The organism is Microcystis sp. M079S1, assembly GCF_020246425.1.
In the GTDB taxonomy this organism is placed as follows: domain Bacteria; phylum Cyanobacteriota; class Cyanobacteriia; order Cyanobacteriales; family Microcystaceae; genus Microcystis; species Microcystis aeruginosa.
Genome location: NZ_JADBSZ010000170.1, coordinates 17,247 through 34,299 on the forward strand (window position 1 = coordinate 17,247; position 17,053 = coordinate 34,299).

General features: G+C 43.5%; 12 protein-coding genes and 1 pseudogene. All 13 read left to right on the forward strand.

Going from position 1 to position 17,053, the window contains the following annotated elements:
* Positions 1 to 35 precede the first annotated feature (35 nt).
* Positions 36 to 1,589, forward strand: a complete 1,554-nt coding sequence (locus IM456_RS11050; RefSeq protein WP_103112243.1) for a thioesterase family protein — start codon at positions 36 to 38, stop codon at positions 1,587 to 1,589.
* A gap of 141 nt (positions 1,590 to 1,730) precedes the next feature.
* Positions 1,731 to 3,542, forward strand: coding sequence for an NAD(P)/FAD-dependent oxidoreductase (locus IM456_RS11055; RefSeq protein ID WP_287694443.1), 1,812 nt, complete (start codon positions 1,731 to 1,733; stop codon positions 3,540 to 3,542).
* Between the two features lie 127 nt (positions 3,543 to 3,669).
* Complete coding sequence (locus IM456_RS11060; protein WP_016517237.1) at positions 3,670 to 4,431, forward strand: SDR family NAD(P)-dependent oxidoreductase; 762 nt, start codon at positions 3,670 to 3,672, stop codon at positions 4,429 to 4,431.
* A gap of 84 nt (positions 4,432 to 4,515) precedes the next feature.
* On the forward strand, positions 4,516 to 5,880 hold the full coding sequence (locus IM456_RS11065) for a flavin-containing monooxygenase (protein ID WP_287694440.1): 1,365 nt from the start codon (positions 4,516 to 4,518) through the stop codon (positions 5,878 to 5,880).
* A gap of 47 nt (positions 5,881 to 5,927) precedes the next feature.
* Positions 5,928 to 7,691, forward strand: a complete 1,764-nt coding sequence (locus tag IM456_RS11070) for an NAD(P)/FAD-dependent oxidoreductase (protein ID WP_287694438.1) — start codon at positions 5,928 to 5,930, stop codon at positions 7,689 to 7,691.
* Between the two features lie 128 nt (positions 7,692 to 7,819).
* A complete protein-coding gene (locus tag IM456_RS11075) occupies positions 7,820 to 8,191 on the forward strand; it encodes a hypothetical protein (protein WP_002753524.1) in 372 nt (123 codons plus the stop codon).
* A gap of 73 nt (positions 8,192 to 8,264) precedes the next feature.
* Positions 8,265 to 9,290, forward strand: a complete 1,026-nt coding sequence (locus IM456_RS11080) for an SGNH/GDSL hydrolase family protein (RefSeq protein ID WP_287694435.1) — start codon at positions 8,265 to 8,267, stop codon at positions 9,288 to 9,290.
* A 78-nt stretch (positions 9,291 to 9,368) separates the two neighbouring features.
* Complete coding sequence (locus IM456_RS11085; RefSeq protein ID WP_287694433.1) at positions 9,369 to 10,691, forward strand: ABC exporter membrane fusion protein; 1,323 nt, start codon at positions 9,369 to 9,371, stop codon at positions 10,689 to 10,691.
* Positions 10,688 to 11,884: an ABC transporter permease DevC gene (devC, locus tag IM456_RS11090; RefSeq protein ID WP_287694431.1), complete on the forward strand. Its 1,197-nt coding sequence runs from the start codon at positions 10,688 to 10,690 to the stop codon at positions 11,882 to 11,884. Before IM456_RS11085 ends, devC begins: the two co-directional genes overlap by 4 nt.
* 48 nt (positions 11,885 to 11,932) lie before the next feature.
* On the forward strand, positions 11,933 to 12,607 hold the full coding sequence (locus tag IM456_RS11095) for a DevA family ABC transporter ATP-binding protein (RefSeq protein WP_287694429.1): 675 nt from the start codon (positions 11,933 to 11,935) through the stop codon (positions 12,605 to 12,607).
* A gap of 357 nt (positions 12,608 to 12,964) precedes the next feature.
* A complete protein-coding gene (locus tag IM456_RS11100) occupies positions 12,965 to 14,695 on the forward strand; it encodes an Rqc2 family fibronectin-binding protein (protein WP_287694427.1) in 1,731 nt (576 codons plus the stop codon).
* A gap of 407 nt (positions 14,696 to 15,102) precedes the next feature.
* Entirely contained in the window at positions 15,103 to 16,638 is a 1,536-nt protein-coding gene (locus IM456_RS11105; RefSeq protein ID WP_287694425.1) for a TIGR04222 domain-containing membrane protein, read from the forward strand.
* 140 nt (positions 16,639 to 16,778) lie between these two features.
* A pseudogene (locus tag IM456_RS11110) lies at positions 16,779 to 16,889 on the forward strand (IS982 family transposase); the annotation flags it as partial.
* Positions 16,890 to 17,053: the final 164 nt, after the last annotated feature.

Below are 17,053 nucleotides of genomic sequence, written 5' to 3' on the forward strand. Positions count from 1 at the left end.
CATTCTCTCCACCTAGTTTCGGAGAATGTTTCAAGATGGGCAAATTCAGACAAGATACGATTACTTCCGCCGTTGATTCTTGGGAACCAGGGAAAACGATGAAAGCACCGCTATATTCGATCACTTCTGGAACAACTCTTCCCCCGGGGATTGATGGTTTACCACTCCCTCAAACTCCTGAAATTCAGTGGTTAACATCAGGTCAACCGATACTGCAAGGAGCGGGAGTGGAAAATGTCGGGGTTTCCCTATCCCATGATGAGCAATTCTGTCTGTGTGTCTCCGGTTATGGTCGGCAAGGGTGCGATATCGCCCCCATTACTCAACGAAGTCCCCAAGATTGGATCGCTTTACTGAGTTTTAAACGAGAACTTCTACTTCAACAATTACTCGCTCGAGGAGTAGAATCGATCGACCAGGCAGCAACTCGCATCTGGGCCGCCCTAGAAGCTCTCCGGAAAGCTACCCAAGCCATGGACATCGACTTAGTTTTAGAACGATCTCTCGGAGAAAATGTTTTATTTCGAGGCCTCGTTGCTGGTCAGTCTTTATCTGTGCTTACCTTTCCGGTGAAACTTACCCGCAATCCTCAAAGAATGGTAGCGGTGGTGGTCAATTCAACTCCCATTTCCTCCCCTCCCCAAACCACCGTTTCCACTCCCTTGCAAAAACTAATCTGGCGCTGGCCTGTGGGTTACAAGGAAACGGCAACCATTAGCCAAAATGTTTATTTTTCCTACTTCTTTCACTGGATGGGACAAGTACGAGACCGGGCAATTCAACCGATCCGTCATACCTTGGGGGAATATCTCAAAACGGGACGGTGGGGAATGGTAACCAATCGTAGCCAAGTAGAGATTTTTGGAGATTTAGGACTACAGGATCAAGTAGAAGTTCATTTTTGGGTGCAGGAAGTTTCTGGATCAACTGTTAATTTTGGTTACGACTGGTTTCGGGTGACAGAGCAAGAGATACGAGCAAAAATTGCCCATAGTACTTTAACCATGACTTGGACAGAAATTTCTCCTAGTCAAGGCTCAAAAATTCACCCCCTGCCCCAGTTTTTAGCGGATTTTATGGCGGGTCTTTATGAACCGATTCAAACTTCGCCAGTTCCTTCTCTTTTCTCCATGGGCAAGGAACTCTACCGCGGCCATTATCCCCGCGAGAAAGGAAAATTACTCCGGCAAGAATCCTTTCTCACCTCGTTAGAAGAAACGGATGCGATCGGAAATATTAACTTCGCCATCTATAGTGATTGGCAAGGTCGTTTACGTGATCGTTTCGGTTACTCCCTAGTCCCCGAATTCTATGGACGTTCTGGCCAACGAGGAGAATTTCGTTGTCTTCGTAGTCAGATTGACTATTTACGAGAAGCTCTCCCTTTTGAAGAAATTCACGTTTCTATGCAACTGAGGGCTGTATTTGAACGGGGAATGACCTTAGGTTTCGAGTATTTCCGTCAGGATGCGGCGGGTAATTTCCAGAAACTTGCCGTGGGAGAACAGGATGTAATTTGGCTTCTTGCCGATCAACAAGGCCAATTTCAACCCAGTTTTTTACCTTCGACTATTCAAGACGCTTTCTGAGCCGATCGCTCAATTTCTTGGCCGAATCTTTCCAGAAAAAAATCTAGCGAAGTTGAAGTATTCCCTAAATCAGTTTTTTCCTATCTCTTGAGCGGCTATATTCAAGCCACCAAAGTTTTTTAAATACTAGGAGTTGTTACCGTGAAAAATATGTCTAATCGCCCTTACGATGTAATTATTATGGGGGCCGGGTTAGCTGGCCTTTGTCAAGCTCGACATCTAATGCTCAAAATTCCTAATATTCGGATCGCTATGATTGATCCTCGTCCCGAAAATCGGACAGAAAAGGATCTCAAATTAGGAGAATCTACAGTTGAAGTAGCGACACTATTTTTTGGCAAAGATTTAGGATTGTACGAATATTTAATTGAAAATCATCCCCCGAAATACGGTCTGAATTTTCACTGGCCCAAGCGCAATGATCAGACAAAAACCATCGATGATTACTTTCATATCTGGGCAAATCGGCAACCGGATTTAGCTTCGACGCAACTAAATCGCCCGAAATTTGAACGCGATCTGCTGAAAATGAATCGGGAAATGGGCGCAGATTTTTATAATGGCCGGGTAGTGGATATCGATTTGACCCCGAATGATCAACTACATACCGTTAAGGTTAAATTACCAAACGAGTCGATCGAGTTACAGGGTAAGCATCTTGTAGATGCGGCCGGAAGAAGATTTTTAATCGGCAAGAAAACTAATAATATTAGTTTCGATTCTAAGGATTTGTATGGGGTAAATACTGGTTCAGCTTGGGTTCGGGTTCAAAATGTCGATCGAACAATTTTTCATTCTGGTTACGACCCCACAGGAGCAAGCTGTAGTCATTACTACGCCACCAATCACTGGTTTGGTAAAGGTCATTGGTTATGGATGATTCCCACTGATATAGAGACAATGGAATTATCGATCGGTGTGATTCACCACCATGATTATATTTCCAGTGAAAGCCTCAATAGTAAGGAAAAATTCTATGAATTTCTCAAGGCAAACCATAATATTCTCTATCAATTGGTCACCAGTGCCGAGAATATTGATTTCCACTACTGGCCGAGGCTCGCTCACACCAGTAAAACCCTATACTCTCCCGATAATTGGTATGTGATTGGCGATTCTGCTTGTATTTTTGATGCTTTTTATTCTCTCGGATCGACGATGATCGTATCAGCGATCGATAGTATTACAGAGATTATTCGCGCCAAGTTAGCCGGAGAAGTCAACGCGGCGGAAAAATGCCAAGCCTACAATCAATTCAATCTGACTCTGATCAACTCGATTAATCTCTTTATGCATAACCATAGTCGTCACTTGGGAGATGCCAGTATTATGAGTTGGCGAATTTACTTTGAAAACATGATTTGGTTTGGCATTTTGATCCCCATTTTTGTGGGCAAATGGCACTTAGACTTAGAGTTTATCCCCCAGTTCGTCCAAACTTTCCAAACAACCCTCAGAAGTCTAGTTTATGAAATTCACGATCAGTTCGATCAACTGGTGGACGAAAAGAAAAATATCGGCTTAATGGATTGTTACCGTAGTGATCAACTGATTTGGAACTATCACACCCCTAAGCGTTATACCCACGCCCTCGAAAATGCCCAATATGAACCAAAACAAACCAGCGTATTTACCAGCATGAAGAAAACCTTCTTCTATCTGACCATTTGGTATCTAAAACTGCAATGGAAAAGTGGCGGTCTGTCCCAAGTTTGCCACCCCCGTTCTCTGGGGACAATGGCAAAATTATTGACCACCTCTATTTACATTGGTCTGGGAGATATCATCTATAGTTTAACTGGGAATCATGGCAGCGAAAGCCGATTGATCGCCGAAATGAGACAGGCTTTTCAAGAGTATCAGTATGGGGATACCCTTCAACCTTGGACAGTCGAGGGAGTAGATACTAAATCTCCCGAAATGGAAGCGGAAAAAGTTCCCTTGCAAGTGTAGATATTTTCTAGGGTAAGTTACCCCGTTCAGACAATGTTTACCCCCCGAGAAAAAGCTGATTTCTTTTCTCTCTCTCTCATCAAAAATATCCCTGCTCTTGTTCAATTATCCAATCTTAGGAGGAATTATGCGACGTATTTTCATCACTGGTGCTTCTAGTGGCATTGGCCAAGCTTTAGCGATTAAATTAGCGCAAGAGGGTCATATTTTAGGATTAGCAGCCCGTCGTCAAGATAAGCTAGAACAGGTTGCCCAACAAGTACAGGCAGCGGGGGGTAAGGCCTACCTTTATCCTCTCGATGTGCGCGACCGTCGCCAACAATTCGAGGCGATCAATCATTTCGCTGGGTTAGGGGGTTTAGATGCCGCCGTAGCCAACGCCGGATTCGGCATTACAAAGCCGATTTTGGCAACCAGCGAGGAGGAAGCCCGAGAATTATTCGATGTGAATCTCTTCGGCTTACTCTACACCTTACAAGCTAGCGCTCCCCATCTTCACGAAGGTGTTTTTGTCGGTGTTTCTTCTGTCGTTGCCTATGCTTTGCCCACGGGTTACGGGGTTTATAGTGCCTCGAAAAGCGCGGTTTCATCCCTACTCACCGTTGCTCGCCGCGAGATGGGCCATCAATTTAAAGTCGTTTTGGTGAGTCCTGGGGAAACTCAGACAGAATTTTGGCAAGTTGCCCAAAAGCGTTCCGGGCATTTAATTGATGGTCGTTCTCCAGTGCCGATGGCTTCAGCCGATACGGTGGCGGCAGTAATTGCCCGAGCGATCGAGCGTCCCCAACCGAATGTTTTTATGAATTGGACAGAGCGTTTATTGCCCATCCTACGGGGTGCTTTTCCGGCGGTTCTGGAACATCATTATCGAGTAGTTGAACAGCATTAAATTTCCTCTGGAAATCAGGGGTACCCCTGATTTCCTCCCTGACTTTTTCGAGTGAAATTTTGAAACTCTGGAGAACATAGAACGATGAATCCCCTGCTCGATCGAGTATGTATTATCGGTGCTGGTGCTTCAGGCATCGCAGCTTGTAAGGTCTTAAAAGAGCGAAGAATTGCCTTTGATTGTTATGAAATGAGTAACCGTGTGGGCGGTCTTTGGGTCTATAACAATGCCAATGGTTTATCCAGTGCCTATCGCTCCCTGCATATTAACACATCCAAACAACTGATGCAATACTCCGATTATCCTTTATCGGAGGAGTATCCTAATTTCCCGCATCACAGTCAAATCGCTCAATACTTTGATGATTATGCCGAGCATTTTGGCCTTAAGCCCCATATTCATTTTCAAACAAAAGTCGTTCAAGCTGAACCCCTAGAATTGGGTGGTTGGCAAATTACTCTCGACGATCAATCTTGCCATAATTATCGGGCCCTAATTGTTGCCAATGGACACCACTGGAATCCTCGTTGGCCTAACCCGTCTTTTCCTGGAGAATTTGAGGGCAAACAAACCCATAGTCATTACTATAAGAGTGGGGAAATTTATCAGGATAAAAATATTGTTGTAGTCGGTTTTGGCAATTCTGCGATGGATATTGCCGTTGAAGTATCTCGGATTGCTCGAAATACTTACTTATCCGTAAGACGCGGCTTTCATATTATTCCTAAACACGTTTTAGGAACCCCGCTTGATCTAGCGCCAATTCCTCGTTTTTTACCGTTCTCCTGGAAATTAAAAATTCAAGCTTTTGCGGTGAAATTGCAGGTGGGAAAATTAAGCCAGTATGGTCTCCCCGATCCCGATCATCCTTATATGCACGCTCATCCTACCATCAGTTCCGATATTTTTTCCGCCCTATCTCACGGACGAGTTAAACCGAAACCCAACATTCAAAAGTTAGATGGAGATGGAGTGATCTTTGTGGACGGAAGCCGAGAAAAAGTGGATGAAATTATCTATTGCACTGGCTATAACGTGAGCTTTCCTTTTTTCCGTTCAGAAGTGATCGAGGTTAAAAATAATGAGGTACAACTATTCCATCATGTTTTTCACCCTGACTATCGCGATTTATTTTTTATTGGCCTATTACAACCGATCGGTCCGGTTATGCCGATCGCTGAATTACAAAGTCAGTGGATTAGTCAATACTTATTAGGAGAGTACAAGTTGCCCGATTCTAGGACAATGAAACGGGAAATCTTCCAAGAAAAAGAACAAGTTTGTCAACGTTACGGTTATTCAGCCCGTCACACAATGCAAGTGGATTATGAGCCTTATATTGCTCGTGTGAAAAAGGAGATGAAAAAGGGTTCCAGGGGAGCGGTACCTCTGCTCCAATCTGAAGCCAATTCTTTGTTACCAGCCCACATTGTTAGCACGATCAGCTAAATTTTCTGTTCCACTGTCTCTATTTACTCCTGTTCTCGGTAATTGTCATGATGAAAACCACTAATTCTGTTCGGCAATTCGTCTATGATGTTGTGATTATGGGTGCTGGTTTTGCGGGCGTTTGCCAAGCCCGTCACCTGATGCTTAAGGTTCCCAATATCAAGATCGCTTTAATCGATCCTCGTCCAGAAAATCGTAGCGATAAGGATCTAAAAATTGGCGAGTCAACGGTAGAAATTGCTAATTTATTTATTTGTAAAGAGTTGGGTCTTTACGAATACATGATTGAAAATCATCCTCCCAAATTTGGCTTAAATTTTCACTGGCCAAAAGATTCTCACAAAACCGATACCATCGAGGATTACTACCATATTTGGACGAATCGACAGCCCCCCCTTGCCTCTAGCCAAATGAATCGAGCTAAATTTGAGCGGGATCTGTTACGAATGAATAAGGAAATGGGAGTTGATTTTTATAATGGTCGTGTCGTTGATGTTACTATTCATCCCGGAAATGATCCCCATCAAGTCAAGGTGAAATTGCACGATGAAGTGATTGAATTAACTGCTAAACATTTAGTAGATGCCGCTGGTCGTCAATTTATTATCGGCAAAAAAACGGATAATGTTATTTTCGATCCGGAGCATCTTTGTGGTGTAAATACGGGTTCGGCATGGGTACGGGTTAAAAATATTGATCGAACTCTTTTTCACTCTGGCTATGATCCAGAAGCCACATCCTGTAGTCACTACTATGCCACCAATCACTGGTTCGGGCAAGGTCATTGGCTATGGATGATTCCCACGGACACAGACACTCAAGAAATTTCGATCGGAGTTATCCATCATCATGAAATTATTCCCGCCGATTATCTAAATCAAGAACAGAAGTTTTACGCATTTCTCAAAGCTAATCACAAACTTCTTTATGATTTATTGAGCAGTGGAGAGAAGATCGATTTTCACTACTGGCCGAGAATCGCTCACACCAGTAAGGAAGTTCTTTCGGCAGATAATTGGTATGTGATTGGGGATGCGGCTTATATTTTCGATGCTTTTTATTCTATGGGTACATCCCTGACCACTTTTGCCATCGAAAGTGTTACTGAAGTCATTCGATCGAAGTTAGCAGGAGAAGCAGATGCCGAGGTTAAACGCGTAGCTTACAACCAATTTAATCTCGCACAAGCGGAAGGAGTGAATCAACTTATGCGCGATCACAAAACTCAACTCGGTCATGCCAGTATCATGAGTTGGCGAATCTATTTCGAGTACATCTGGTGGTTCGGAATTTTGGTACCCCTGTATGTGGGAAAATGGCATCTCAATGTTTCCTTTATTGAGGGATTTGTCAAGATTCATCGTCAGACAGTCAATTCACTTTTTGTCGAGATTTACGAACAATTAAATCAATTAGTTGAACGAAAAGCTAACCTAGGCTTACTGGATTGTTATCGAGGGGATCAGCTACTAGGTGACTATCAACCGCTAGTCCATTTTGATAGCTTCCTAGAAAATGTTCAATATGAGCCTTTTCGTAGTAACATCTTTACGAGCATCAAATACACTCATTTCTATGGAGCGATTTGGTATCTCGTTTTTCAGTGGAAGGGGTTTGGTTTGGGGGGAGTAATAGCTCCTAAACATCTCTATCACTTCCTGCGACTCTTGCTTTTGTCAGGGGTCGCCTCGTTCGGAGAATTTTATCATCGATTAAAGATGAAAAAAATTCCTCATAATCATCAAATTGCTTGCACAACTGAGGAATTTAAACATTATCAATATCAATCTTCTTTAAACCCTTGGATTTAGCCGTGTTTATCAAGGGTGTTTTCTAGGAATAGGTGCGGCTAGGATGATCAAGTAATATGATTAATAGCCACCTATTTCTTTCCTGACAACTCTCCATTCTTGCTCTTAAGAATTACTCGGAAAAAGTCATGTTTACCTATGAAGAAATTCATCAAGGGGTCAAATCGTTAGGGCTAAATCTGACCGAAAAAGAATTAGCATCTCTACAGTCTGGCAATCTAGTTTCGTTAGAGCAAAGACGCTTAAGTGAAATTGGCTCTATTTTTATCCTCGCTGCTGCTCTTTGTCCTCTCAATTCAGACCAAAAAAGAAAAACTCCCCTATTTCTCGATATTTACGCTTCAGAGCAACCCGCATCTAATCAACAAGGTATCCCGGTTTATTGCTGGTCAAAAAAACCATCCGAACGAGCTTGTCTTTATCTATTTTTAGCCAATGGAATTCCTTCTTGTCAGATCGTGGTAACTTTTTGTCAATTGCCAGAGGAAATAACTTCTTAGGGAATTGTTTTGCTCAATTTTAATAGCATTTCTCAGAAAATGTGTTTTTATTTATTTCCGAAAACCTCAAGATATGTCCACAAGTAAAAGGTTATCTGTCTCGCTTATTTTTCCTGAATATTGGTTGAGGACACATCCTCTCCGAACAATAACCTTTCAAGCTTTTGGGATTGGTTCTCTTTCCTTACTCTGTGCAGGAGTAATACAATCTTCGGTTCAAGCGAGTAGCTTTAACATTGATGAAATCTATGTTTTTGGTGACAGCAACGTAGATATAGGTCGAGTGTATCAGGCTACTGGTGGAGCATTTCCACCGGCTCCCCTGTATGCCGAGGGACGTTTTACCAATGGCCCGGTTTGGGTGGAATATCTAGCCCAATCTCTGGGATTAACGGTTAATGCCGCCACCAATTTTGCTTTTGGCGGAGCGAATACAGGGACGCTGAACACGATTAATCCAAGTTGGCCAGGAGTCCTCACGCAAGTCAATCAATATCTTAATAGCGTAACGGTCGCCGATCCTCGGGGATTATATATCATCGCTGCCGGAGCTAATGATTATCTGTTTGGCGGCATCACTGAGCCAGTAGAGGCGGTGAACAATCTAGAAATTTCTATTCGCGCTCTTGTTGGCATGGGGGCCAGCCAAATCATGGTCAGTAATCTTTTCGATTTAGGAAAAGTGCCTCTTGTGCAAGGGACCGGACGAGAAGCGGCTCTCAATCACTTCACCACAGAGCATCGAGACCTGCTATTTACTCGAATCAACCATTTGCAAACAACCTTTGGATCCCAGGTGAAAATTATGACTCTAGATTTCTGGGATAGTTTCAACCAATTACAAGCCAATCCCGCTCGTTTTGGGTTTAGTAACCTAACAGAACCCTGTCTAGTCACTAATCCGGTTGTGAGTGTTTGTAGTGATCCCGATAGTTACTTTTTTTGGGATCAACTCCATCCCTCGACCGCCGGACAAAGAGCAATCGCCGCCGTTGCTCAATCGAGCTTACAGTCCACCCCCGAACCAGCTACCGGTGGGGCTATATTCTTCGTTTCTGCCCTTGCTTTCATCGGTCGAATGATCCGAAAAAATCCCTAACTCCCTCCCCGTCGGCCTTTGTACAGTCTCGGTAGTTTCCTGTTTTGCCCTTATTTTTTGGTTAGAATCAACTAAACAATGGTTAAATCTGCATTTTTTGTGAAACCTAGAGGCTGGATAACAAGTGTTACTGTCATTACAGTTGCTATATTAACTGGTTCGAGTGCTACCTATTTTCTCTTACGTTTTCGAGGGAATAGCCCCGCTCCGGCGGCGATTTATTCCCCATCGAAGATTAGTCCCACTGCTATCTCCGCCAGAGGCTATCTCGAACCCAAGGGAGAAGTGATTAAAATCTCGGCCCCTGCTTTCATGGAGGGAACGAGGGTAGCCCAACTCCTAGTAAAACAAGGAGATCATCTGAAAAATGGTCAAATTATCGCAATTTTAGACAACCATGAGCGCCTTCAAGCCGCTTTAACCCAAGCCGAAGCCCAGAGGAAAATATCCGAGGCCCGTTTAGCGCAAGTTAAAGCGGGGGCAAAACAGGGAGATGTGGCCGCACAAGATGCTCGTTTCCAAAAAACACGAGCGGAATTAAGGGGACAGATTGCTACCCAACAGGCGACCATTGCCAGTTTAGAAGCGGAGTTACAAGGGGAAACCTCGGCCCGAAAGGCAACTATCGAACGAATTCGGGCCGAATTAATCAACGCACAAACGGATTGCCGCCGTTATCAAACCCTGTACCTAGATGGGGCTGTACCGGAGCAAGAACGGGACCGCTTTTGTCTACAAGCCGAAACCATAGCTAAAAGTTTACAAGAAGCGGAAGCGAATCTGAATCGAATTGAGCGCACCATGAAGCAACGTATTCAGGAGGCCAAAGCCAATCTTGATCGCACCCGAACCACCCTTGCTCAAGAGATCAAAGCCAATCAAGCGGCTTTAGAAGCGGTCGCCGAAGTTCGTCCTGTCGATGTCCAAGTTGCCGAAGCCCAATTAATATCTGATCAAGCCTTGGTAAAACGGGCCCGAGCCGAATTAAACCTAGCCTATGTAAAAGCACCAAAAAGCGGTCAAATTCTGAAAATTCGTACCTGGCCCGGAGAAGTTGTCGGCAATGAGGGGATTGTTGATTTAGGTGAAACTGGGGAAATGTATGTTCGCGCAGAAGTTTACGAAACAGACATTCAACGGGTGCGCGTCGGACAAACCGCTACGATTCGGAGTGATGGTTTAGCCGGAGAATTAACGGGAGTTGTTAGCGAAATTGGTTTACAAGTGGGCCGGCAAAATGTTCTTGGTACTGATCCGGTAGCCGATGCCGATGCCAGGGTAGTGGAAGTGAAAATTCGCCTTACCCCCGAATCGAGCGCCCAAGTATCTGGCTTAAGCAATTTGGAAGTGACGGTGGTAATTGAGGATAGCAATGCCCAAAATCAAGGAGAAACCAAGTGAATAAGCGAAAATTATTCCAGAAACGAGGCACTAAGTTAGCCACGGCTTGGCTACAGCTAAAGCATCAAAAAGTTCGTCTACTGGTGGCTCTTTCAGGCGTAATTTTTTCCGTGGTGATTATTTTTATGCAGTTGGGGATTCGCGATGCTCTCTTCGATAGTGCCGTTCGTTTCCATCAAAGTTTACAAGGAGATATTTTTTTAATCAGTCCTCGCTCGACTGCCTTAATTGCGATGAAAAGTTTCCCAGAACGACGACTTTTACAATCACTTGCTTTTGATGAAGTCGATTACGTTAGCCCGATTTATCTCGATTTTGCTCAATGGAAAAATCCTAATACTCGTAATTATTGGCGTAATATTTTTGTCCTTGGTATTAATCTGAGACACCCCGTACTCAATTTGCCTGGAATTACCGAAAATATCGAGAAATTAAAAATGCCTAATACGGTATTATTTGATCAGGGTTCTCGTAGTGAATTCGGGACAATTGCCCAAGATTTTCGCAGGGATGGAAGCGTAAGCACAGAGTTGGGAAATCCCAACGGAAATCGCAAGGTTAATGTGGTGGGTTTATTTCAGTTTGGGACTTCCTTTGGCTCCGATGGAAATTTAGTGACTAGCCATATAAATTTTTTACGAATTTTTGATAATCGCAAAAAAGGCTTTATTGATGTGGGTTTGATTAAACTAAAACCAGATCAAGATATTCAAAAAACCCTAGAAAAACTCAGAAAATACTTGCCAAAAGATGTTCGAGTTTTGTCGAAAAGCGAATTTGTTAACTTTGAAAAAAAATATTGGCAAACTAGCACGGCGATCGGGTTTATTTTTAACCTGGGAGTTGCTCTAGGAATTATTGTTGGTGTGGTGGTAGTTTATCAAATTCTCTATACAAATGTTTCGGAACATCTTTCAGAATACGCCACCCTAAAAGCGATGGGCTATCGTCATAGCTATCTCTTATCAATGGTTTTACAACAGGCTTTTTTAATTGCTGTTCTCGGATATATTCCAGGTTTTTTGATCGCTAATATTCAATATGAGTTTACTAAAAATGCCACCTTATTACCTGTCAATATGTCGCTTGATCGAGCGGTTTTTGTCTTTATCTTAACCTTAGTCATGGCCTTCGTTTCAGGAGCCACTGCTGTTAAAAAATTGCAAGATGCCGATCCAGCCGATATTTTTTAGAAGAAAGAAACAGATATCCACACCTCATCTCAAGGAAAGAGGCTGTCTATGGACATTATTGATATTCAAAACCTCAATCACTATTTCGGTCAAGGAACGCTGAAAAAACAAGTTCTGTTTCAGATCAACTTAAAAATCAAAGAGGGAGAGATCGTTATTTTAACTGGCCCCTCTGGTTCCGGAAAAACAACCTTACTATCCTTAATCGGTGGCCTACGCTCTGTTCAAGAAGGAAGCTTACAGCATTTTGAAAAAGAATTACGGGGGGCTAGTGAAGAACAATTAGTCCAAACCCGCCGTCAAATTGGTTATATTTTTCAAGCCCATAATTTGTTACCCTTTCTAACCGCAAGACAGAATGTACAAATGTCGATCGAGCTTCAGGAAAATCTCGGCGGGCGGGAAACGGAAGAACGCGCCGCTTTGATATTAGAAGAAGTCGGCTTAGGACATCGGATCGACTATTATCCAGATAGCTTATCTGGGGGACAAAAACAAAGGGTAGCGATTGCGCGAGCTTTGGCCGGTAATCCCCCATTAGTTTTAGCCGATGAACCAACGGCCGCCCTCGATAGTAAAACGGGACGAGACGTGGTGAATTTGATGCAACGTTTAGCCAAAGAACAGAGCCGTACTATTGTACTCGTCACCCACGATAATCGGATTTTAGATATTGCCGATCGCATTGTTCACATGGAAGATGGACGCTTGCGCGGTTGCTAATACCCATCCAGACAAAACTCAGAAAAGGGGCTATGGCCAGTTTTGTCGGTTAGACCAGTGCCATTCTCATAGACTACTGGCATAGTTTTTCCTTCCTCAGCTTTTAAGTCCCACTAAGACTGGGATAAGCTAAACGGCGCTTAACCTGCATGATCCAACAGCTATAACCCTTTTGGAGTCTATATCGGTGATCCGAAGTAAAAGCCGTTTAGCTTACCTCCATCGATAGATTCTGACACCAAATCCGTTTTTAATTGAGGAAACAACTTTTTTGTCTTAGCCTTAGTGGGAAGCTATGATATTTTCATGCTTGGCGGTGCCAACTTTGGCATCGAGAATATCTCCTGAATCCTGAAAATGCAATCCCTAGACTTTACCACCCTCAGCGCCACTTGTGCCGAAATTGCCGCCACTTGGCTGCCGGCGAGACTAGAACAAGTGTATCAAATTGATCGCCAAACGATCGCCCTCTATTTACGAACCTTCGATCGCAAGGGATGGTTAATTATTTCTTGGCATCCCCAAGGAGCGCGGCTGCATATTGGTGATCCGCCGCCGAAAGTCCCTGATACCTTCACTTTTAGCGATCAATTGCGTCATCAACTCAATGGTTTGGCGCTGACAAAATTAGCATTTGTTGCCCCGTGGGAAAGAGTGATCGATCTGCAATTTGCCCAACGTCCCGATGATCCGGCCCTGGGGCATTTGTATATAGAAATTATGGGCAAATATAGCAATGTTATTTTAACTGCGGCTGACAATCAAATTGTCACCGTTGCCCATCAAGTCAATGCCACCCAGTCCAGTGTTCGCACCGTACAAACGGGACAAATCTATCAACTACCCCCCGTTTTATTGGCAACAAATCCCAGTTTAGAAGAATCCTTGAGCAGTTGGCAAGCCAGAGTTAGTTTAATCCCTAAAACTATCGAAAAACAGTTAGTTAGTACCTATCGTGGGGTTAGTCCGGTCATCGCTCGATCGCTGTTACAAAAAGCCAAAATTAACCCAAAATTAAACACGGATCAGTTAGATAATACTGATTGGGAAAAGCTCTTTTCGGCCTGGCAAGAATGGTTAAAAATCCTTGAAAACAAAACCTTTCAACCGGGATGGACAAGAGAAGGTTATACAGTTATCGGTGGGGATATACTGGCAGCGGCTAAAAATGTCCAAGAATTATTAAACCGTTATTATAGCGACCAAATTAATCAAGAAAGCTTTCGACAACTACAGCAAAAATTAAATCAAAAAGTCATCTCTTTACTGACTAAACTGCAAACCAAAGCCGCAGGATTTCAAACAAGACTAGCAGAATCTGCTCATGCTGATCGCTATAAAGAGCAAGGGGATTTATTAATGGCCAATCTGCAGCAAATACAGCAGGGAATGACTAGCATTAGTTTGGCTGATTTCCAGACAGGAACACCTGTAATTATTCCTCTCGATCCCGAAAGAAATCCCGTGCAGAATGCCCAATATTTTTATAAACAACATCAGAAATTAAAAAGGGCGCGGTTAGCGGTGGAACCTTTATTAGAGGAAGTGGTCAGTGAAATTAATTATCTCGAACAAGTGCGATCGAGTTTAAGTCAACTAGAAAATTATAGCAGCAGCGAAGATTTACAGGCATTAGACGAGATACAAGAAGAATTAATCCAACAAAAGTATCTAGAAAGCAATTACCAGCGTAATCGGACGAATAATAAAGAATCTGAACCCATGCGCTTTACTACTCCCTCTGGAGTAGAATTATGGATTGGCAGAAATAACCGTCAAAATGATCGGCTAACTTTTCGTAGCGCCAGCGATTACGATATCTGGTTTCATAGTCAAGAAATCGCTGGTAGTCACGTTTTACTCCGTTTAACCCCCGGTACAGTTCCAGAAGCCGCCGATCTGCAATTTGCCGCCGATTACGCCGCTTATTATAGCCGCGCTCGCCATAGTGAACAGGTTCCCGTCGTCTATACCCGTCCCAAATACGTCTATAAACCCAAGGGCGCCAAGCCCGGTATGGTGGTTTACAAACAGGAAACGGTAATCTGGGGCTGTCCTCAGAGGGTTGAAGATTACCGCAAAAAATAATTTTTTACCAAATTGTTTACTTTTTTTTACACAAAATGGGTATTGTCTGTTACAATTGTTACTAGAGAGACAAATGCAGTTCAGGCGCTTGGGAACGCAAGAACTATATTTCCTCGGATTACAACAACAAACAACAGCAAACCAGTGGTAGCAGCCGATAGTCTCGGGAAAGACACAAAAAACCGACTATTCAGGTGATATTAAAGCGACCACTGGTATTTTATCCTCACCTAACCGGTTCTGTCAGTTTCCTCAACTTTCTTTTCGGTTTCCGAGACTTATTGCCCAGTTGAAAGAGGGATAGTTAGCATCCAGCTTTTTGTAAAGAAATTTAAACTTCACGCATAGTTAAGCCTCTTCGGCCTAAATAAACGACTAGAAACAGTTTTTTTCGGGAGGCCCAGTTTATGGATAGCCCATTAGGGACGATGAACTTTCAACAGATAGAGCTATACAAAAGAATTCAGGCATTTGCCTTGGATCGGCCAGATAGTCAATTATCTTTCAGCCAACGATTAGCAAAAGATAACGGCTGGTCCTTAGGCTATACTCAGAGAGCGATCGAGGAATACAAAAAGTTTATATTTCTAGCCGTTGCAGCAGGACATCCGGTCACGCCATCCGACCAAATCGATCAAGTTTGGCATTTACATCTGACCTATACGCGATTGTACTGGCAAGAGTTCTGTCCCAAAATTTTGCAAACCACATTACATCACGAGCCGACTCGTGGGGGTTCATCCGAGCAATTAAAATTTGGCAGTTGGTATAGCAAGACGCTAGAAAGTTACGAACAGTTTTTTGGACATATTCCTCCAATAGATATTTGGCCTAAACCCAAAGACCGATTCGGGCGAGATTTGCATTTTATCCGGATCAATACTCAACAAAGCTGGGTTTTGTCAAAACCTAATTTCACAGTCTCCGTCAAACCACAACTGCGAAAAATAGGCATCTTTACCTTTTTAGCCTTCCTTTCACTGATGATAACTGGCTGTCAGATAATCTCCCAAATTCCTAACCCAATGAATTTTACAGGTCCGGAATTTTTAACCTTCTATATTTCCCTAGTAGTGATGGGAATCGCTTTGGCAGCCTGGCTACGTTTTTCCCTGTGCCTAGTTAGCACTAATACAAAGCAGCAACCTGATTTAAATACTTACGAGATAGCTTTCTTGGCGGGGGGCAATCATCGCCTGATTATGGCCGCAATCACCAGTTTGGTAAAACAAGGCTATGTGGAGGTATTAAAAGAAAAATCACCATTTGGAAGAACACAAAGCAAACTGGTGGTGACAGGAAAGATCGATGCTATTGCCGATCCTGTAGAAAAGGCGGTTGCACAAGATATTTTGGCCACTGATGGGGCAATTGAACAGGTTTTCCGGAAGTCTACAGGAATGAAAGATAGCATTCGTGCCCGCCTAGAACAACTTGGTTTATTTCTGAGCGATGCCCAAGCATTCAAAGCCCAAATTTATCCATCATTGATTGTGGTTATTCTTCTAGGAATAGGCTTGTGCAAAATGGCTGTGGGAATTTCTCGCGATAAGCCAGTTGGTTTACTTCTCATCTGTATATTTGGGCTTCTAGTTTTGGGAGCAAGGTTTTTTGTCAAACCACAGCGCAGCCGTTATGGAGAGATCATTTTTAAGGATTTAAGAAATCGCTTACAACCTTTAAAAACAGCCAATAGCAGCGATTCTGAACTTGTACTTGCGGTCGCGTTTTTTGGAGCAACAGTTCTGATGGCCGATACTGCTTTAGCAGACCTGTATCAAATGCTGACTCCCACAGCCGTTGCTAGTAGCGGCAGTGATGGCGGCAGTGGCGGCAGTAGCGGCAGTGATGGCGGCAGTGGCGGCGGCAGTGATGGCGGCAGTGGCGGCAGTGATGGCGGCAGTGATGGCGGTTGTGGTGGTTGTGGTGGTTGTGGTGGTTGATTGAGTTCAAGGCTATTAACAGCCGCTCGATCGAAGCGTGATGCCGAACCGCGAACTCCGTTAAATTTGTCTGTTTTTAGCGGAAGTTCCCCCATACAGATTCTGCCACAGCAGAGGTTGTCGCTTTTTGTCAAAGGGAAACTTCCGTTGAACATTCCCGCCACGGTAGCTCTGTTAATTTTTGCCTTAATCTCCTCTCTGGTTTGATTGCTTACTGCCACCAGCCGAAAAAACCCTCCTGGAACATGGAATTTTATCGCCTCTACTTAGGGTTTGCTGGAATAAATCTAAAAACATTGTTGGATAAGGTTTTTAGACTTTTTTCCCCTCAAAAAGTGCTGACCATTGGAGTGATCGCGGGTAAAATTCAGGGACTTTTTCCCTGAATTTTAGGTAACTGACTACCTCAAAATCG

Bases quoted from the DNA above. Each gene is read 5' to 3' on its own strand.
- IM456_RS11080 (WP_287694435.1), top strand. From the start codon at position 8,265: ATGTCCACAAGTAAAAGGTTATCTGTCTCGCTTATTTTTCCTGAATAT.
- IM456_RS11095 (WP_287694429.1), top strand. From the start codon at position 11,933: ATGGACATTATTGATATTCAAAACCTCAATCACTATTTCGGTCAAGGA.
- IM456_RS11065 (WP_287694440.1), top strand. From the start codon at position 4,516: ATGAATCCCCTGCTCGATCGAGTATGTATTATCGGTGCTGGTGCTTCA.
- IM456_RS11085 (WP_287694433.1), top strand. From the start codon at position 9,369: ATGGTTAAATCTGCATTTTTTGTGAAACCTAGAGGCTGGATAACAAGT.
- IM456_RS11060 (WP_016517237.1), top strand. From the start codon at position 3,670: ATGCGACGTATTTTCATCACTGGTGCTTCTAGTGGCATTGGCCAAGCT.
- IM456_RS11105 (WP_287694425.1), top strand. From the start codon at position 15,103: ATGGATAGCCCATTAGGGACGATGAACTTTCAACAGATAGAGCTATAC.
- IM456_RS11050 (WP_103112243.1), top strand. From the start codon at position 36: ATGGGCAAATTCAGACAAGATACGATTACTTCCGCCGTTGATTCTTGG.
- IM456_RS11100 (WP_287694427.1), top strand. From the start codon at position 12,965: ATGCAATCCCTAGACTTTACCACCCTCAGCGCCACTTGTGCCGAAATT.
- IM456_RS11070 (WP_287694438.1), top strand. From the start codon at position 5,928: ATGATGAAAACCACTAATTCTGTTCGGCAATTCGTCTATGATGTTGTG.
- IM456_RS11075 (WP_002753524.1), top strand. From the start codon at position 7,820: ATGTTTACCTATGAAGAAATTCATCAAGGGGTCAAATCGTTAGGGCTA.